Origin of the sequence: Streptomyces yangpuensis (assembly GCF_001005295.1) — a bacterium.
Lineage (GTDB): Bacteria > Actinomycetota > Actinomycetes > Streptomycetales > Streptomycetaceae > Streptomyces > Streptomyces yangpuensis.
On the sequence record NZ_LBMK01000003.1, the window covers coordinates 14,900 to 34,324 of the forward strand.

A 19,425-nucleotide genomic window follows, 5' to 3' on the forward strand; every position below is an offset into this window, starting at 1 on the left:
CCGCGGCCACCGGACACACCGCCACGGTCAGGACAGCGCCGGACGGTGCACGGGGACGCCCTCGGGTACCGCCCGGCGCCGGGCCGCGGACGTGCCCGTCCAGCAGGTGCCGCGCCGCGCCAGCAGCCGGCGCAGCCACAGCTCCATCGAGACGAGTTCCGCGAGCCCGTCCAGCGGGACCGGGCGGCCTTCGGCCGCGTCGAGCAGCGCCTGCCGCACCACCCGGGCCTCGATCAGGCCGGCGTCCGCGAGCAGCGGGGCGGCGAAGAGGTCGAGCAGCTCGCCCAGAGCGGCCCGCAGCCCCAGCCTGGTCGCCGTCTCGTTCGGCGTGTGCGCGGTGGCGCCCCAGCCGGGCGGGAGCTCACGCACCCCGGCCGAGTACAGGACGCTGCGCAGGATCTCCGCCCGGGCGCCCGGCTGCACGCGCAGGGACTCGGGCAGGGCGCGCGCGGCCCGTACGACCTGGTTGTCGAGGAAGGGGGCGTGCAGGCGCTGGCTGCGGACCTCCACCGCCTGTTCGAAGACCCGGTGGTCGGCGGCCTGCCGGGCCAGCACCGAACGCGCCCGGGCCTCCCCGGGCCGCAGCGACAGCGGGGGCCGCCCGGCCGCGGCCGTGAGCCGGATCGACACCTCCGCCAGCGCCTCCCCCGTGAGCCAGCCCGCGGCCGGACCCGGCCGGGACCAGGTCAGGGCGGCGAGGGAGGCGTCCACCGGACCGGAGGCGCTCGCGGTGACCCCGCCCTCGCGGAGCCGGGCCGCGGCGGCCTCCATACCCGCGCGGTACGTCGTACGGGCGAGCCGGCGGGCCGCCGAGTACACGGTGAGCGGCACCAGCAGGGACTCCCCGGCCGCTCCGGAGGCGGAGGCGGAACGGGCCAGCGCCGCCACCGGGCGCAGCAGGTGGCGTCGGCGCCGGTCCATCAGGAGGTCCGCCATACGGGCCGGGTGGGCGTCGAGGACCTGCCGGGCGCCGTGGCCGGTGAAGTGGTCGGCGGCTCCGGCGGCGAGTCTGCGGCGCTCGCGGGCGGCGAGGACGAGCGAGGGGCCCGGTTCGTCGGTGAGCGGGCCGTCCAGGTCGGTGTACGGGAGGGCCTCGGCCGCGGCGGCGACCACGACGTGGTGCAGGCGCGGGTCGGCGGCGACGGCCCTGGCGCGTTCCAGTTCGTCCTCGCGCCCCTGCGGGGTGGCCAGGTCGTTGAAGGTGACGGCGAGCAGCCGGGCCCCGGCGGGGCTGGTGAGGCTGCCGGGCGCTCCCGGGAGTCCGGCCGCGAGCAGGGCGAGCGTCGCGGAGGCGCTGCCGCCGGACAGGTCGGCTCCCACCCCGGGGGCCGGGGCGCCGCGGGCGGCACGCCGGTCGGCCGGGCCCATGCCGGGCACGGGGCCGGGATCGTACGGTGGCAGGGTGTCGGGAGCATGCCGCGGTGCCGTGAGCCGGGCGCGCACCGCGTCGACCAAAGCTTCGCGTACGCCCTCCACCGCGCGGTCGGCGTCGGCCTCGGGCGCGGCCACCGCGAGCGAGGCGACCTGTTCGTAGCCGGTGATCTCGCGGGAGCCCTCGCGCAGGATGAGGGCGTGCCCGGGCGGGATGCGGCGGACCCCCGCGTACGGGGTGCCGTCGCCCAGCGCCTCGGGGCTGTCCGGACAGGCCAGCAGGGCGGCGAGATGGCCGATGTCGAGCTGCGCCTCGATGAGGTCGGCGAGCGGGAGGGCGGCGGTGGCGTACGCGGTGCCGCTCGCCCAGGGGGTGTAGAAGACGGGCCGGGCGCCCGCGAGGTCTCCGACGACGGTGATGCGGCGGCCGGCCTGGACGACGGCCGTGTAGCTGCCGGACCACTGGGTGAGGTGGCGCAGCGCACCGCCGCGGGCCGCGTAGAGGGCCCGGCGCAGCTCGGCGTCGGTGGCGCCGCAGCAGCCGAGGACGGCGAGCCGGGTGAAGGGGTCGGCCGGGTCTGCGGTGACGGTGCGGATCTCGTCGGGGCGCCAGTCGCCGACGGCCCAGAGCGGGTCGGGATCGCCCCAGAGCAGCTGGGAGCCGACGGGGTGGACGGTGCGTTCCGCGTCCGCGCCGGGGTCGGCCGCGTGGGCGGCGTCCGCGATGCCGCCGTGCAGGGGCGCGCCGTCGGCGCCGTATCCGCCCGGTCCGTATCCGCCCGGTGCGTGGCCTGCCCCCTGGCCGGAGACGCGGCCCGCCGTGCCGAAGCTCGCGGCGATACTGCTCCACCCCACCAACCAGCGCACCGCCGCCTCCCCAGCCCGTGGGCACATGACCGGGGCGCGGGCAGCACGGACAGCGCTGAGGGCGCGGTCGGCCGGTCCCCGGTGGCTCGGGTCCATGCTGCCACGGGACAGGCGTGCGAGAGGGGTTATAGGGGGCGCACACGCAAACGAACACGCCCCGGCCACGCGGTATTTGGCGTTCCGTTCCCACCGCCCCATAGGTCGCTTTCGGCCATTCTTCGGCCGCCTGGAGAGCCGTCGCGCGGTGTCGGCGCCCGGCGCGCAGGCGCGGTCCGGGAGGCGGATTCCGCCCCCCGGACCGTTCCGCCACCCGCGGGGATTGAGGCAGCGGCATCCCCCGGCCCACCCGGTCCACGCAGCGGGCCGACCCACGCACCGCACATCGAATCGCCGGGCTCCCGGACCGGCCAGAGCGCACGGGCGGGCGCACGGCCACACGGGCGGAGCACGCGACGGGACGCGCGCCCCCGCCAGGGGCGCCGGACCGGACCGCGCAAACGGACAACAATCCCGCCATACGGAAGTAAGGGCCTTAACGCTTGGGAGGCGGGGAACTACGCTGGGTTTACGAAATGCCGGGCGCCTATGCCCCGGCGGCGTATGCGTTGTATGCGTTCCGCGTGTGACGAGGGGTGGCGCATGTCCAGGGAGCTCCGCGAGCCCAACGAGAAGCTCGGCGCCGTCCTCGCCCTCGCCGGCATCAGCAACGCCGGGCTGGCCCGGCGGGTCAACGACCTCGGCGCACAGCGCGGCCTGACACTTCGGTACGACAAGACGTCGGTGGCGCGGTGGGTGTCGAAGGGGATGGTGCCGCAGGGCGCCGCCCCGCACCTGATCGCCGCCGCCATCGGCGCGAAGCTGGGGCGGCCGGTGCCGCTGCACGAGATCGGCCTGGCGGACGCGGACCCCGCGCCCGAGGTGGGGCTGGCCTTCCCCCGCGACGTCGGCGCGGCCGTGCGCTCGGCCACCGACCTCTACCGGCTCGACCTCGCCGGCCGTCGGGGCGGTGGCGGGATCTGGCAGTCGCTCGCGGGCTCGTTCTCCGTGGCGGCCTACGCGACGCCCGCGTCGCGATGGCTGATATCTCCCGCCGACAGTTCGGTGGCGCGGGAACCGGCAGGTCCGGCAGGTCCGGAGGGTCCGGCGGGTCCGGCGCATCAACGGTCCACGACTGCGGCCCCCTCCCCTCACCACACCGGGGCGCAGGCTCCGGACGCACCGGCGCGCGACCTCCCGTCACAGCAGTCGACGCCGCCCGGGGCACCGGCGGCGCACGGCACGCCTGCGCACGGCACGCCCGCGCCGGCTCCCGGGTCCTCCCCGGAGGGCCGGACGACCGGGCCGGCGACGGGCTCGATGTCGGCACCGGCCGGCGCGCCGACAGGCCCGCCGACCACCGTTGTGCCCGCGCAGAACGGACCCGAAACGCCGCGCGACCACGTGCAGCGCGTGGGCCACAGCGATGTGACCAAGCTGCGCGAGGCCGCCGAGGACGCCCGCCGCTGGGACTCCAAGTACGGCGGCGGCGACTGGCGTTCGTCGATGGTCCCCGAGTGCCTGCGGGTGGACGCGGCGCCGCTGCTGCTCGGCTCGTACACCGACGAGGTGGGCCGCGCCCTCTTCGGCGCGACGGCCGAACTGACCAGGCTGGCCGGGTGGATGGCCTTCGACACCGGCCAGCAGGAGGCCGCCCAGCGCTACTACATCCAGGCACTGCGCCTGGCCCGCGCGGCCGCGGACGTACCGCTCGGTGGCTACGTACTGGCCTCGATGTCCCTGCAGGCGACCTACCGGGACTTCCCCGACGAGGGCGTGGACCTCGCGCAGGCGGCCGTCGAGCGCAACCGCGGCCTGGCCACGGCGCGCACGATGAGCTTCTTCCGGCTGGTCGAGGCACGGGCGCACGCGAAGGCGGGCGATTCGGCCGCTGCCGGGGCGGCGCTGCGGGCCGCGGAGGGCTGGCTGGAGCGGTCCCGCGAGGGTGATCCGGATCCGACCTGGCTCGGTTTCTACTCGTACGACCGGTTCGCGGCGGATGCGGCGGAATGCTACCGGGACCTCAAACTCCCCCGGCAGGTGCGGCGCTTCACCGAGCAGGCGCTGTCGCGGCCCACGGAGGAGTACGTGCGGTCCCACGGGCTGCGGCTGGTCGTCAGCGCGGTCGCGGAGCTGGAGTCGGGCAATCTGGACGCGGCGTGTGCGGCGGGCACCCGGGCGGTGGAGGTGGCGGGCCGGATCTCCTCGGCGCGCACGACCGAATACGTACGGGACCTGCTGCACCGCCTGGAACCTTACGGGGACGAACCGCGCGTCGCGGAGCTGCGCGAGCGGGCCCGGCCGCTCCTGGTGGCTCCGGCGTAGACCCGCGTGGCCTCGTTGTCGGTGCGGGGGTGCAGTATGCAGGGGTGGGAGGTGTCGGCGTGGGCGGTGGCGTGGACTGCGATGTGCTGGTGATCGGCGGCGGAATCGTCGGCCTGTCGACGGCGCACGCCTTGTCGCGCCTGGCTCCGGGTACGAGGGTGATCGTCCTGGAGAAGGAGTCGGGCCCGGCCCGGCACCAGACGGGCCGCAACAGCGGGGTGATCCACAGCGGGATCTACTACCGCCCGGGCTCGCTGAAGGCGCGCTTCGCGGTGGGCGGCGCCGCCGAGATGGTGAAGTTCTGCGCGGAGCACGGGATCCCGCACGAGGTGACGGGCAAGCTGATCGTCGCCACCGAGCGCGAGGAGCTGCCCCGGCTGCACGCCCTGGTCCAGCGCGGCCGGGAGAACGGCATCCCGGTGCGCGAGCTGGGCCCGGCCCAGATCACGGAGTACGAACCGCAGGTGCAGGGGCTGGCCGCGATCCACGTCGGCAGCACCGGCATCGTGGACTACGGCCGGGTGAGCGCCCAGCTGGCCGAGTCCTCCGGCGCGGAGATCGTCTACGGCGCCGAGGTGGACCTGATCTCGCGCCGCGCGTCGGCGGTGGCCGTACGCACCACGGCGGGGCTGGTCTTCCGGGCCCGGATGCTGGTGAACTGCGCGGGCCTGCACTGCGACCGGATTGCCCGCCTGGCCGGAGACGACCCGGGGATGCGGATCATCCCCTTCCGCGGCGAGTACTACGACCTGACCCGCCCGGACCTGGTCCGCGGGCTGGTGTACCCGGTGCCCGACCCGGCGTTCCCCTTCCTTGGGGTGCACCTCACCCGCGGCATCGGCGGCGGCGTCCATGTCGGCCCCAACGCCGTGCCCGCCCTGGCCCGCGAGGGGTACGACTGGTCGACGGTTCGCCCCCGGGACATCGCGGACGAGCTCGCCTGGCCGGGCGCCTGGCGGATGGCCTCCCGGCACTGGCGGTTCGGGACGGGCGAGATCCACCGCTCGCTGTCGAAGCAGGCCTTCACCCGGGCGGTACGCCGCCTCCTGCCGGCCGTCACCGCGGCGGACCTGCAGCCCGCCGCGGCCGGGGTCCGCGCGCAGGCCGTCCTGCGCGACGGCACCCTGGTGGACGACTTCCTGATCCGCGACGCCCCGCGCACGGTCCACGTCCTCAACGCCCCCTCCCCGGCCGCGACGGCCTCCCTCCCCATCGGCCGCGAAATCGCCACCCGAGTCCTCCGCACCCTCGGCCCGGCCTGACCCCTGCGGGCCTCCGCCCCGCGCCCCAAACGCCGGCGGGGCTGGAATCGACCGGCTCCGGCCCCCACCCCGTGCGGGGTCGGCGCCCGGCAGGGCCCGACGCCCCGTCGTAGAATCAGCGCATTGTGTCTGAGTCCCTGAACCCCACGCCGCCCGCCGTCCCGGACGCCCCCGTCGCCGACTACTCCGCCGACGCCGCGCCGGAGGCGAACTCGTACGTGCCCCCGAAGTGGCGCACCGAGCCCCGCTTCCCCGACGGCCCCGCGCCGGACCCGGCCGGCTCGCACCACGAGCGGCGGATCCGGAGCTTCCAGCCCCGGCGCAGCCGGGTCACCACCGGCCAGGGCGAGGCCCTCAAGCGGCTCTGGGGCATCTGGGGCCTGGACATCGACGGCCACTCGGTCATCGACCTCGAGGCCCTCTTCGGCGGCCTCCCGGTCGTCCTGGAGATCGGCTTCGGCATGGGCGAGGCCACGGCGCAGATGGCCGCCGCGGACCCGGCCACCGGCATCCTCGCCGCCGACGTGCACACCCCCGGCCAGGGCAACCTCCTCGCCCTCGCCGAGCGGGGCGGGCTGAGCAACGTGCGTGTCGCGAACGGCGACGCGATCATCCTGCTCCGCGAGATGCTGGCGCCCGACTCGCTCGCCGGGATCCGCGTGTACTTCCCGGACCCGTGGCCCAAGGCCCGCCACCACAAGCGCCGGCTGATCCAGCCCGAGTTCCTCACCCTGGCCGCCACCCGGCTGGCGCCCGGGGCCGTACTGCACTGCGCGACCGACTGGGAGCCGTACGCCGAGCAGATGCTCGAAGTCCTCACGGCGCACCCCGACTTCGAGAACACGCAGGCGGACGGCGGCTACGCCCCGCGGCCCGACTTCCGGCCGCTCACCCGCTTCGAGGGACAGGGCCTCGACAAGGGGCACGTCGTACACGACTTGCTCTTCCGTCGCACGGAGAACTGACAACGTCACCGCCCGTGTCGGAGCGGATCGCTAGGGTCATCATGTGTTCCGAGCGCTTCGCCCTGTGTTCACCCGTCCGTCCGGCACGGTCCGCACGTGCGTGCTCCTCGTCCTGCTCGCCGCCACCGGCATCGCCATCCTGGAGCTCGTACGGGAGCAGACCGGCACCCCGGGCTTCTTCGTCGGCCTCGGCCTGGCCCTGCTGCCGGTGGCGCCCCTCATGGCGGCCTTCCGGTGGCTGGGCCGGGCCGCGCCCGCGCCATGGCCCCAGCTGCTGTTCTGCTTCGGCTGGGGCGCCTGCACCGCCGCGCTGATCGCCATACTGGCCAACAACTTCGCCACCGAGTGGATAGCCGCGGCCACCGCCGACCCCTCGGGTGCGGACCGGCTCGGCTCGGTCGTGATCGCCCCGGTGGTGGAGGAGAGCGCCAAGGCGGCCGCCCTGCTGCTGGTGTTCGCGTTCCGAAGACGGCATTTCACCGGCCCCGCCGACGGTTTCGTGGTGGCCGGCTTCACCGCGACCGGCTTCGCCTTCACCGAGAACATCCTCTACCTCGGCAACGCGTTCGTCCAGGACCTCGCCGACGGCACCGGCGTGCTGGACTCGGTGACCGCGGCGACCTTCTTCGTACGGGTCGTGCTGTCGCCGTTCGCGCACCCGCTGTTCACGGTGCTCACCGGGCTCGGAGCCGGCGCGGCCGCAGTCAGCGTCCGCCGCTCGCACCGGATCTGCCTGCCCCTGCTCGGCCTGGCGGCGGCCATGGGCATGCACGCCCTGTGGAACGGCTCCTCGCAGTTCGGGGACCACGGTTTCTACATCGTCTACGCCTGCGTGATGGTCCCGGCGTTCGGGCTGCTGGGGTGGCTGGCGGTGCGGCTACGGCACCGCAGGCTGCGGGCCGTCGCCGACGAACTCGCGCTGTACGCGGCCGCGGGCTGGCTGGCTCCCGCCGAGGTGCCCGCCCTGGCCTCGATGCCGGCCCGGTCACTGGCCCGCGGCCTGGCGCGGCGCAGCGGGGGCCGGGCCGCCGGACGCACGGTCGCCCGGTACGAGGCGGACGCGGCCGCCCTGGCACTGCTGCGCAACCGGGCCCGCCGCGGGGGACCGCCGCTGAAGGCGGACTTCGCGCGCCGGGAGAAGGAGTTGCTGCACCGGCTGTGGCAGCGGCGCGCGACGGCGGGACCCGCACTGGCCCGGGCGGCGGTGCTGGAGGAGCTGCTGCCGCCCTGGACCCACGCATCGGAGCCGGCGGGCCGGGTCACGGCAGCGGACCCGGCGACCGTTCCCGGGCCACGACGGGAGGAACCGCGGCCAGCGGAAGCGCGGCAGGCTGAACCGCGGCGAGCTGAACCGCGACGGGAGGAACCGTTCCTCAGACGTTCAGGCCCTTGGACTCCAGCCACGCCAGCGGGTCCACCGTCGATCCGCCCTTGCGTACTTCCAGGTGGAGATGGGGTCCGGTGACGTTCCCGGTGGCGCCGACCCGGCCGATGGTGTCGCCGGCGCCGACCGCACCGGAGGTCACCGACATCGAGGAGAGGTGGCAGTACCAGACCTCCGTACCGTCCTCCAGCTCCAGCACGATCCGGTAGCCGTACGCCCCGGACCAGCCGGCCGAGGTGATCTTCCCCGCTCCGACCGCCTTGGCGGGGGTGCCGGTCGGGGCCGCGAAGTCGAGGCCGGTGTGGTGGCCGGAGGACCACATGGAGCCGGCGACCCCGTAGTGCGAGGTGAGGGTGTAGGCGGACGTGGGCAGGGACCAGCTGCCCGCCGCTGCGGCGCGCTCCTGCGCCGCCTTGGCCTCGGCGGCCTTCCGGGCGGCCTCGGCCTCCTCCGCGGCCTTCGCCTCGGCCGCGGCCTTGGCGTCCTCGGCCGCCTGACGGGCCGCTTCCAGCTTGCCCTTGGCCTCCTGGGCGGCCGCCTCGTGCGCGGCGCGCTCGGCCTCCGCCCGGGCCTTCGCCTCGGCGGCCTCCGCTTGCGATTCGGCCTGCTGCAGGATGCGGTTGCGCAGGATCTCGCCCGCGTCGGCGCCGCTGTCGGCCTGCTGGGCGATGATCCCGGTGGTGGCGGCGGCTTCGGCCTGCCGGCCGGAATCCCCGTCGCCCTGACGCTCGTCGCCCCCGGGCATCAGGCCGGGGAGGGAGGGAATGGATATCGCGACCTGCGGGCGGTCCTGCGCGGTGGCGATGCCGCTGGCTCCGACCGCCGCGATGACGCCGACGCCGAGCACGGTGGAGCTGCGGGCAAGTCCCCCGCGCTGCTTGGCCACCCGGTGCTTGCCCCGGACCGGACGGACCGAGTCCTCGGTGGGGTTCCACTCGCCCCAGGCACCCGCGGTGGGCGGCTCCTGGATCTCGATGCCTTCGGGAGCAGGCGAGTTGGAGGCCACCGGGGCACACTCCTCATTGACACGCACGCGCACGGTGCCGTCTCTTGCGACGGCCGGGACGACCGCGCTGCGTTATCGAAAGGTAATAGACGTGGGGGAGTGATTCCAAGCTGTTGCGCTTGATCGTTCCCACCAATCGGCCACGCCCTGGCTTGCTTTGGTCATTCCTTTTCGGTTGATAAGGGGTGCAACTCGGGCAAAGATCAAGTGATTCAGCCACCTCCTCGGCCACGGAATCGACATGACCGACCCTCAATCAGCTTGCACTGAGCGCCCGTTCCCTCACGCACCGTCACAGTGTCCCGCCGTCTCGTCGCCCCGCCTCACCACCGGCGCCGTCCGTTGCCGTTCCGGCCGCCGCCGCTCCGCCTGGCCGGCCGCGGGTGCGGGCGCGGGCGACCCGACGGCGGCCGTACGGGGGACGGGGCGCGGGGAGGGTGCGCAAGTGCGGGGCGCGGGCGGGGCGGCGGGCCGAGGACACGACGAAGGCCCGGTTCCCAAGGGAACCGGGCCTTCGTCTTCAGTAGCGGGGACAGGATTTGAACCTGCGACCTCTGGGTTATGAGCCCAGCGAGCTACCGAGCTGCTCCNGGGGACAGGATTTGAACCTGCGACCTCTGGGTTATGAGCCCAGCGAGCTACCGAGCTGCTCCACCCCGCGTCGGTGAACCCAACTCTACGGCATCCGGGAGCGGCTCTCCGCCAATTAATCGCCGGCCCGCCCCAGAAACGGCATCACCGCAGGTCAAAGCCCGAAAACCGGCCTGAAACCAGCACCCCGCAGATCAAGATCATCTCTGTTGCACGGCGGTGACACTGCAGGGATGGTTCCGCGATCGGTTCCGGGTGAAGATTCATCTGTCGCCAGGGCCAGGGGGAACACGAACCGGCCGGACGACCCAGACCAGGTCAGACCAGACCACACCCACCGGCTCGGCGCTCTGCCGATGCCCTTGTGATTCCCGGGGGGAGTCCCACCATGTCCGTTCGCACCGCAGCCGCCATCGCAGTCGTCGCCGGCGTTGTCACCACTCTGCTGCCGCTCTCGGCCACCGCCGCGTCCGCCGCACCCGCCGCCGACGGCCACGCCGTGCTGCGTACGGAAATGGGCGCTCCCGTCCCCGGCGGCCCGCTGACCCGCGGCGGCGCCACCGAGACCTTCGACCTGACGGTGAAGAACCCGACCGGCAAGGCCGTCGAGTACAAGCCCTGGATGCTGCTCGACCCGAAGGGCCCGAGCCGGCTCGACGAGAGCGACATCGTCTTCAAGGTCGAGGCGGTGGACGCCCCGGCGACCAAGTCCCACATCGGCCAGCAGGACGGCGAGTGGCAGGGCGAGTTCTCTCCGTCCGCCGGCGAGCCGGGCGCGGGCTTCGACATCCCCGCGAACGGCAGGATGACCTGGAAGGTCACCATCGGTCTCGGCGCGAACTACCCGACCAACAACGGCGACTTCACCTTCACCGCCAGCAGCTACAACAACTCCGTCGCCCCCGGCGGCGCCGACTCCCACCTCTTCAAGGTCGACCCGCAGATCAAGACGGGCGAGCTGAAGACCTGGTTCAAGCAGGTCAGTTCGGGCAAGGACGGCCAAGAGCAGCGCGCCTACCTGGACCTGAACCACCAGGCCACCGGTGACGGCACCTTCGGCACCGCCCTCGCCACCAGCCTGACCCTCTCCCACCCGGGAACGCAGGACGCCGACTTCCGGCTCCAGGCCCTGGTCGACGGCCGCTGGCAGGACCTGAAGGCCGAGGACAGCCGCTACGAGCTGCCGCGCATCGCCAAGGGCTTCGGCGCCGCCTCCGGCGTCCACACCCAGCCCCTGCGCCTCAGCCTGGGCAAGAACACCGAGCTGACGAAGCGCACCACGATCACCATGGAGGCCGAGGTCCGCCAGGCCGAGGGCAACACCTGGCCCGTCAGGACCGCCCGCGTGCAGTTCCCGCTGGTCCCGATCACGGAGCCGGCGCCGACCGAGCCGACCACCGCCCCGACCACCCCGACCACCACCCCGTCCCCGACCGCCTCTCCCTCCTCCACCACGGCGGTCCGGCAGGCCGTCGCCACCACCACCGGCAACTCCGACGTGACGACCACGGGATCCTCCACAGGCTCCTCCACGGGCTCGCTGGCCAGCACCGGCGCCGGCTCGTCCACCGGCCTGTACGCCGGCCTCGCCGCGGCCCTGGTCGCGCTCGGCGCGGCCGCCGCCTGGCTCGGCCGTCGCCGCCACCGCACCAACGTCTGATCGCACCTCCCCACACCCCTGAACACCCCGAAGCGCCCCGCCCGATCCCTCGGGCGGGGCGCTTCACATGTACGGGGGTGCGGTCAGGCGTCCGCGGGCGTGCGGTGGCGGGTCAGGACGCGGGTGGTGGAGCCGTCGTCCTCCTGCACGTCCCGGACGTGGGCGAAGCCGATACGGGCCAGCAGGGCCAGGGAGGCCGTGTTGGCCGCGGCCACCGTGGCGTGCACCTCGGTCAGGCCGAGCGCGTCGAAGCCGTACGCGACGACCGCCTCCGCGATCTCGGTGCCGAGGCCGGATCCCCAGGCGCCGGGGGCGAGGGCGTAAATGATCTCGTGGCCGTCGACCTCGTCGGTCCGCTTGATCTCGGCGTGCCCGACCAGCCGTCCGTCCCTGCGCACGGCCCAGACGTCGAAGAGGTCCTCGGCGTAGACCTTGGTGAAGACCCGCCCGAACAGGGCGCGGTCCTCGGCCTCGGTGGTGGGGCCGTCCCCCATCCACCGGGAGACCCGGGTGTCCTGGAAGAGCGCCACGAAGGCTTCCTCGTCCTCGGGGGTGTACGGGTCGAGCAGCAGGCGTTCGGTACGCAGAACCGGAGTCACGGCGCCGACGCTACCGCCCAGCGCCTGCACGGCTCACCCGTTTTTCACGGCCCGGCCGGACATGACACAGCGCCCCGTCCGCGGGAGCGGACGGGGCGCTGGGAGCGGTAGGCCATGTCGGACTCGAACCGACAACCAACGGATTAAAAGTCGAAAGGTGTTCGTCCAACTGGGTGAGTCATGATCCAGCTCGCGGACTCCCGTGCAGGTCAGGGGCTACACCCCGTCCAGCTCGGACAGCATCAGGGAGTCCGCGAGCACCCCATCCAAGGGCGTCCGCTCCCGCAATGCTCCCGCATCGCATGCGCCCTGACCTGCCCAGGTGGCGCACCGCGCTTGTTAGCCACCTTGCTGAGCATGGCGTGGTGAACACCGTCACCCTTCAGACGGCAGTCCCGGAGAACCTTCCAGGTCTTCATGCGAGCGAGGACGTGCTCAACGCGGGGGCAGACTTGTTACCGCGAGTGATTGCCCACCCCTCCAGCTGGTCAGTCCTTTCCGCAGTCGCTGCGGTTGCCCGCCAGTAGGCAGCCGACCACGCGAGTGTCCCCGTCGATCACGTGGAGGACGCCTGCCCGGGGCTGGGCGATCAACGTCGATCTGGAGCTTCATATCTCGGAGCTGCCCGACACCTCACCGCGCACTCGGCCTGTGCGGAACGAGTCGCACCGATCTCATCGTCGCGGCACTCAGATAGGGCCGACGCTTGACGACCCCGCGTGATGCGGGACTGTCGATTCATCAAATCTTCACTGTGAAACAGGAGTTGGATTGATCAGCGTGCACGGGCACTTTCACTCTTGCTACGCTATGCGGCCAGAAGCGCAGTACACACGTAGCTCTCCTATCTCACACCACATGCAGGTCACGCGAGGGGTCGCCCGGACGTGCCCATGGCTTCCTGCCCACGTCCCTTGACACAGGAGCTTCGCCATGTCCGTGTTTCAACATGCCCATGCCAGCGCGGTGGCCGAAACCCCCGCCCAGAGATATGACGCTCTTCTGGGCTGCCTCTCACGTCGCATCGTCAGTCAAGCGGCCGGTACGTTCATTCCCGCTGGGACTCGACTGCTTGACCAGCCGCAAAAGCACCTGTGGCTTGGCATGCTCGCCAGCGAGGCGAAGTTGGTCAACGAGACCAACGCCGGCTTCCGCGGGCTTCAGATCACTCCACCCGCCCAGGGTTTCTCCTTCCGCGTCCGAACGCTGCCGAAGGCCCTCACGATCGAGGTCGCGGCATCAACGTTCCTGGCACTCCATCCGACCGTGGAGGAGCAGCGGGACACCGCGATTACCCCACGCGACGCACGTCCTTCCGACGCGCGCGGCGGGGCGGCTCGGGCGGGTGCAACCGTTCGGGCGTCCACCGGGCCCACGGCTGGCGGCTCACCTCAGACTCGTACGGCGGCCTCAGGAAACGGCGGGAGGACGAAGTACCCTCTCGCGCAGATCTGGACGAAGGCCACGATGGATCCTGTGCGGATCCCCGTCCACCTGCCTCCCGCAGGGGCCCTGTCGATGCGTGTCGGGGAGGCCGAGATCGCCGCAGCACTCCGCTCCGCCGCGTCCCGCCACGACCATCAGCTCTTCCGTCATCGCCTGGGCGCCCCGGCGAACGGCTCCCTCCCGCTCGAACATGACTTGGCCGATGAGCAGACGTGGGCCGCGTACGGCGCCCGCAACCTGGTCGCGCCGACACATGTGTTGCCGCCCGAACATCGTGCCGCCGTCGAGATCGAGATCACGCCGGTCGACGGCCTCTTCGAGGTCTTCGTCGCGGTGGTGAACACCACGCCGGCGCCCCAGGACCAGTTGATCGATGGCGTTCGCCCCTATGAGGAGGCGTACCTCGACACCCGCCTGTACCAGGTCGTCCTGACCGCGACGCTCGACGTGCCCGTCGAGCCGTACGAGCTGGAGCAGGTCGCGCAGTCACATCGGTATGAACGGTCTGTGCCCGCGTTCGGGCACGCCTCGCCCGTCTCACACCAGGACGACGACGGACACACCACCCTCCGGACCGAGTTCGCCGCCACGGAACCGACCTGGCGCGGGTATCCCAGAAGGGAATCCTCCGACGCCGCCGGCCGACAGGTCCCGATTGACACGTCCTTCGCCTCCTTGATCGCCGAACCGGTCGGCACCGTCTCCACACTTGTAGACCTTTTGGACGTCTGGGTAGACGACAAGTGGGGGACAACGGCCCTGGACGCCCTTCACGCGGAACGCGGATGGAACGACAAGGCGCGCGCGGAGGCCGAGAAGGACGCGACGGCTGCGCGCGCGGAGGCGGCATGGGTGCGCGCCGGCTTGGATCTTCTGCGCTCGGACCCGAACGTGCGCAACGCCTTCGTAGCGGCGAACAAGGTGGTCCGGGCCGCCGCGGACGACTACGTCGATTGGCACCCGTTCCAGGTCGCCTGGATCGTTGGGTGCCTGCCCGGCATGGTCGACCCCAAGCGACACCCCGCTGTCAACATCGTCTGGTTCCAGACGGGCGGCGGTAAGTCCGAGGCCTATCTCGGCCTCATGCTCGCCACGCTCTTCTACGGCCGGTACACCGGCGTCACCCGAGGCACTCAGGTCTGGGCGCGCTTCCCCCTGCGCCTGCTAGCCCTCCAGCAGACCGAGCGATTCGCGAAGATGGTCATGAACGCGGAGGTCCTGCGGCGACAGGATCCCCGCATCGCCCATACGGCGGCCTTCGGAATCGGGTATTTCGTCGGCGGCGGCAACACTCCCAACCGGCTCCGCAAGCCTGACGGCAGCAACTACTACAGCGGACCGGACCCCACGGACCCCACGACCGCCGAAGCGTGCAGGGTCTTGGACAACTGCCCACTCTGTGGGCAGGGCCTCACCGTCAAGTGGGACGACCCGACCCACACCATGCGCCACATCTGCCAGAACTCCAGCTGCGAACTAACCGGCGTGCTCCCCGTCTGGGGTGTGGACGACGACATCTATCGCCGGGCCCCATCCGTACTCGTCGGAACAGTCGACAAGCTCGCGCAACTCGGACAGAACCAGGCCTTCCAGATCCTGCTCGGCCGTCCGCACTCCCTGTGCCCCAAGCACGGCTACTCCGCCAGCCCCACCTGGTGCCCCGTCTTCGGATGCAAGGAAGACCGGCGCCCGGTGCCCAAGGGCTTCGGACATGTGCGGCTTGAGATCGCCGACGAACTGCACCTGCTCGACGAGAGTCTCGGCGCGCTGGACGGCATGTATGAGTCGCTACTGCAGAAGATCAGCGAGCATCTCAAGAACGATCCCTTCCAGATCGTCGGCGCCACCGCGACCATCGAGGGCTACCAAAACCAGGTGCGCCACCTCTACGACCGCGAGGCCCGGCGCTTCCCCGTCAATGGCCGGGAGGCGGGGGAGACGTTCTGGTCGACTACCCGTAAGGGCGACCCCCTGCGCCGGTACCTCGGCGTGCGCTCCCGGGCAAGCACCATGGTGACCGCCACCCGAGAGGTCGCGGTGGTTCACGATCAATGGGTGCGTGACCTGTGTGACGACCCCAAGAGCGTCGTCGCGGAAGCGGGCCTCGACGCGACCGATGCGGAGATCGTCGAGGAGGCGCGACGCGCGGGTGAGGATCTCTTCGAAGTCCTGGTCACCTACTGCCTGCGCAACGAGGACCTGACCAGCTTCGTCCGGGACCCCGCTGTACGGGAGCTGCTGGAGAGCGAAGACAACCTCGCGATCATCAACGGCGACACCAGCCCTGACGTCATCCGCTCAGCCGTCGCCCGCCTTCGGAACCCTCCGGCCCACAAATCAGAGCGGGTCAGGCTGATCGCCGCCACCAAGGCCATCGGGCACGGATTCGACGTCGCCCGCCTTGGCGTCATGGCTGTCATGGGCACACCGACACAGGCGTCCGAGATCATCCAGGCGTCTGCCCGCGTAGGCCGTCGCTTTCCCGGGCTGGTCGTGAACGTGATCAACCCCAGCCGAGACCGCGACGCGAGTGTCTTTCGCTACTACCCGGAGTGGATCCGCTACCTGGACCGCTTGGTCCACAAGGTGCCCGTGAACCGGGAATCGGTGCCCGTCCTCAAACGGGTCCTGCCGGGCGGATTGATGGCGTGGTTCCTGCAGGTCCTCGACCGCGAGTGGATCACAGGGGGACGCCGGCGGCGCTCTCTCGCCGACTCCACCGCCTTCCGCGACGCCGTGCGGGATGGAGTGTTGAACCGCGCGCTGCTCGTTTCCCTACTTCGTCACGGATTCGGCATCGACGACACGAGTGTCTACCACCGGATGCACCGTGAGGCCATCGACGTCTGGGTCGACGATCAGCTGGCCACGCTTCCGTTTCGCGCGGAAGCTGGCAAGCGCCTCCCCGACCTGCTGCACCCGTCTGTGCCACGATCCCTCCGCGATATCGAGGAGCCCTTGACCATCTACGGCGAGTTGTAGTCGCACGCGCGTCTCGTGCCCCGCCATCCCGCTCCCGTATCCGGAGAGATTCCGCATGGTCTTCGAACAACTCAACCGCAGCAACATCCAGGCGCTGTGGCGCTATATGCCGGGCCAGCCCTACAACTGGTCCTCAAAGGGCTCCGTCCTCGGCGAGCCGCCCCGCCAGGTAACCCCCCTTGATGTTCCCGAGGGCTGGGTCGCCCCACAGCTTCGCCGGTTGCTCCTGCCCTTCGAGAGCGCGTCGAACAACGGTTCCCGATCCGGCACCGAGCTCACCGCGATCGAACGACGTCAGTTCAGCCTGGTCAAGGCGGAGGACCTCCGAGCCGCCCGCTTCCCCAACACCTTCCTCTGCCGCGCGTGTGGCGCCTTCCGGCTCATCCGCAACAGCGACAGCTTGCCCACGTGCCCCACATCCAGCCACGGGCGGATGGAGCAGTTCTCCTGGTGCGAGGTCCACGAGTGCGGCCACCTGAGCGAGCTCGCGCCTCCTCGATGCGGCTCCGGCTGCCGTGCCGCGATGCGACTCAACAACACCCGCGACCTGAACACCTCCCGCTGGTACTGGACCTGCGACCGCTGCCAGCGGCGTTCTGACGATCCCGTCGTCAGATGGTGCGCCACCTGTCGCGACGGCCGTCCGCAAGTCATGCGGGTGCCACAAACCGCCGCCTACTACCCACAGCAGATCACTGTCATCAACCCGCCCACCCGAGGCGACTACGGCGCGCTCGCCTATGAGGGTGTGTACGCGGCAGCCGTGGCTCAAAGCCTGGGCGCCCTGCCCAGAGGGGCCGAGGGGCTCCGGCGTGCCGGAGGCGCCAGCGTTGCGGGCGGCGCCGTAGAACAGGCTCGCGAGACGGCGGAAGCACTCGGCCTCAAGCCGGAGGATGTGCTTTACCGCCAACTCATCGCGAAGGCCAAGGAACGGGAAGGCGACACACCAGCCTGGGACACGCGGGTCGACGCCTTGGGCCGCGATCCCGAGACGATCGAGGTCTTCGGCGAAGAATGCCGGCAGCTTGGCCTCGCCTGGGACGCCAAGCCCCTGACCGTCCAAAATCTGCTCGATGGTGACGCGGGCACGCAACTGGAGGCCTACTACCAGCAGTACCGCAAGCTGATCTCGCGCTACGGATTCTCCGACGTCACCTTGCTGCGAGAACTGCCCATCGCGTACATCGTGGCGGGCTACACGAGGATCAGCAGCAATGCGGTGGCCACCACGCGCCGCGGGACCCAGACCAGGCAGCGGTTCCGCTTCTTCCCGGCGGGACGCGACAGTAAGTTCCCCATGTACGGAGTGCGAACCGAGACTGAGGGCCTGCTGTTCGAACTGGACAAGCTCGCCGTGGTGCGGTGGCTCGTCGGCTCCGGCGTCATCGACGACCCCGGCCTGGAAACCCAGGAAGAGGCGCAGCGATGGATTTTCCAGTTCAGCGATCCGGTCCTCGACGCCTTCAACGCACCTGACAACGACATCACGAAGGCCATCCTCGGCCTCGTCCACTCCATGGCACACCGCATGATGAAGGCCCTCGCCACCCGGTGCGGGCTCAACGTCGACTCACTCGGGGAATATCTCTTCCCCGCCAATTGCGCTTTCCTCGTCTATGCCAACACCCGCAGCAACTTCACACTCGGCGGGCTCGAACACGTCTACCGATTCGACTTGGAGGATGCGCTGTGTGAACTAGACGCGGAGACCCGCTGCGTGTTCGATCCGCCTTGCCGACGCGACTTCGGCGGAGCGTGTGCCGCGTGCCTCCACATCTCCGAGGTCGCCTGCGCAAGGTTCAACACCGTTCTGGACCGGAACCTGCTGTTCGGCACGCTTCCCCCCCTCCTGTCCGGCACCACCCAAGGCTCGCAATCAGGAAGAGAAGGCGAACGACAGTGGCGCGGGTACTGGAGCCGCTGAGACCCCTGGTCTCCCTGTTCCTGCAGGCACCAGCCCCTGCTGAAACCGCGGCGGCCGCGACCAACATCGCGGCCGCCGCCGGCACTGGTCCCGAGATAGCCGCACTCATCCAGGACGCCGTAGTCGATCGACGGCTCGTGTCGTACGCCCTCGTCCACGCTGGCGTCGTGGACGAAGTCGGCGAAGTCACGCAGGCCGCGCCTCTCCTGCTCGCTCAGGCCCACGCCATGGTGGCGATGTCACTCGAAGAAGGGTGGGAGCTCGTGCTCACCGTCCCGGCCTTCCTCACCGAGTCCTTGAACGAGATGTCGCGTGACAACGGAGGTCCCGGGCTGCCACTCGACACGGGCCGGACGATTCGCCATGTCGCCGAGAGCGCGCAATCGCACCTGGTGATCGCCGCGCTCTACCTGCACCCCTCCTTCGCGGCCACGGTGGCGCCAGCCCTCAGCACCCTCACAGAGGCTGGCGGGACTGGCACAGTGATCACGAGGGCGCTGGGTCGGTCCGCGCCCGACCGCTCCAATGCCAACGTGGCAGCGGTGGAAGTTTTACGGGGTGCGGCGGGCGGCGGGCTGAGGGTGTGCTCATGGGACGAGAGCGGGCTGGGTATCCACTTCAAAGTCGTCCTGGCCGACGACCAACTCGCGTACATCGGTTCCGCGAACCTCACCCCCGGCGGAACCCGTTCTCACGCTGAAGCTGGCATGCTCCTGCGAGGCAGTCGAGTAAAGGCTCTCTCCCGTTGGCTCCACGTTGTGGCAGACGAGCTCGCACGGCGCTCGTAACGTGGCGGAGGAAGATCGACTCACTGAAGTGAATGAGGCCGTGGCACTACGAGGCCGTTGACAGCCTTCCCCACCCCCGAGCGCAGGAGACAGGGCAGCGGATGCGCTCGTGAGTGTTGTACCACCGGTCGCCTCGTCAGGCGGCCTCAAATCGTGACGCCGATAGAGTCGGCATCACATCCCGCGCACGTCTCGGGCTGTATTGACATGAGGGAGTGG

Annotated in this window: 11 protein-coding genes, 1 tRNA gene and 1 pseudogene; 8 read left to right on the forward strand and 5 right to left on the reverse strand. The window is 71.2% G+C overall.

The genetic code is table 11. The annotated features are described in order from the left end of the window. Positions 1-27: 27 nt before the first annotated feature. Positions 28-2,238: an asparagine synthase-related protein gene (locus AAT21_RS15280; RefSeq protein WP_235438887.1), complete on the reverse strand. Its 2,211-nt coding sequence runs from the start codon at positions 2,236-2,238 to the stop codon at positions 28-30. 639 nt (positions 2,239-2,877) lie between these two features. Here AAT21_RS15280 and AAT21_RS15285 point away from each other — a divergent pair. From AAT21_RS15285 to AAT21_RS15300, 4 genes are all read left to right on the forward strand, one after another. After that, positions 2,878-4,599, forward strand: a complete 1,722-nt coding sequence (locus tag AAT21_RS15285; protein ID WP_046777479.1) for a sporulation protein — start codon at positions 2,878-2,880, stop codon at positions 4,597-4,599. A 29-nt stretch (positions 4,600-4,628) separates the two neighbouring features. Further along, positions 4,629-5,861, forward strand: coding sequence for an L-2-hydroxyglutarate oxidase (gene lhgO / locus AAT21_RS15290; protein WP_046777480.1), 1,233 nt, complete (start codon positions 4,629-4,631; stop codon positions 5,859-5,861). Positions 5,862-5,986: 125 nt separating this feature from the next. Next, positions 5,987-6,826: a tRNA (guanosine(46)-N7)-methyltransferase TrmB gene (trmB, locus tag AAT21_RS15295; RefSeq protein ID WP_046777481.1), complete on the forward strand. Its 840-nt coding sequence runs from the start codon at positions 5,987-5,989 to the stop codon at positions 6,824-6,826. Positions 6,827-6,890: 64 nt separating this feature from the next. Next, positions 6,891-8,291, forward strand: coding sequence for a PrsW family intramembrane metalloprotease (locus AAT21_RS15300; RefSeq protein ID WP_235438888.1), 1,401 nt, complete (start codon positions 6,891-6,893; stop codon positions 8,289-8,291). Here AAT21_RS15300 and AAT21_RS15305 read toward each other — a convergent pair. Further along, entirely contained in the window at positions 8,200-9,216 is a 1,017-nt protein-coding gene (locus AAT21_RS15305) for a M23 family metallopeptidase (RefSeq protein ID WP_046777483.1), read from the reverse strand. The two genes, AAT21_RS15300 and AAT21_RS15305, sit on opposite strands and share 92 nt — an antisense overlap. A gap of 587 nt (positions 9,217-9,803) precedes the next feature. Further along, positions 9,804-9,877, reverse strand: a tRNA-Met gene (locus AAT21_RS15310). A gap of 318 nt (positions 9,878-10,195) precedes the next feature. On the opposite strand from AAT21_RS15310, the gene AAT21_RS15315 reads away from it, so the two are divergent. Next, positions 10,196-11,467, forward strand: a complete 1,272-nt coding sequence (locus tag AAT21_RS15315; protein ID WP_046777484.1) for a hypothetical protein — start codon at positions 10,196-10,198, stop codon at positions 11,465-11,467. A gap of 83 nt (positions 11,468-11,550) precedes the next feature. Here the strand turns inward: AAT21_RS15315 and AAT21_RS15320 are convergent, their stop codons facing one another. Beyond that, positions 11,551-12,066: a GNAT family N-acetyltransferase gene (locus AAT21_RS15320; protein WP_046778360.1), complete on the reverse strand. Its 516-nt coding sequence runs from the start codon at positions 12,064-12,066 to the stop codon at positions 11,551-11,553. A gap of 242 nt (positions 12,067-12,308) precedes the next feature. Continuing rightward, a pseudogene (locus AAT21_RS40135) lies at positions 12,309-12,521 on the reverse strand (hypothetical protein); the annotation flags it as partial. A gap of 478 nt (positions 12,522-12,999) precedes the next feature. Here AAT21_RS40135 and AAT21_RS15325 point away from each other — a divergent pair. Genes AAT21_RS15325 through AAT21_RS15335 form a run of 3 tightly spaced genes read left to right on the forward strand, consistent with a single transcriptional unit; the run spans position 13,000 to position 19,206 of the window. Beyond that, positions 13,000-16,494, forward strand: coding sequence for a helicase-related protein (locus tag AAT21_RS15325; RefSeq protein ID WP_046777485.1), 3,495 nt, complete (start codon positions 13,000-13,002; stop codon positions 16,492-16,494). A 55-nt stretch (positions 16,495-16,549) separates the two neighbouring features. Beyond that, the gene (locus AAT21_RS15330; RefSeq protein WP_046777486.1) at positions 16,550-18,418 is read left to right on the forward strand and encodes a hypothetical protein; all 1,869 of its coding nucleotides are present in this window, start codon (positions 16,550-16,552) and stop codon (positions 18,416-18,418) included. Next, positions 18,394-19,206 (forward strand): phospholipase D-like domain-containing protein, encoded by an 813-nt coding sequence (locus AAT21_RS15335; RefSeq protein ID WP_046777487.1) that lies wholly within the window; start codon positions 18,394-18,396, stop codon positions 19,204-19,206. Before AAT21_RS15330 ends, AAT21_RS15335 begins: the two co-directional genes overlap by 25 nt. Positions 19,207-19,425 lie beyond the last annotated feature (219 nt).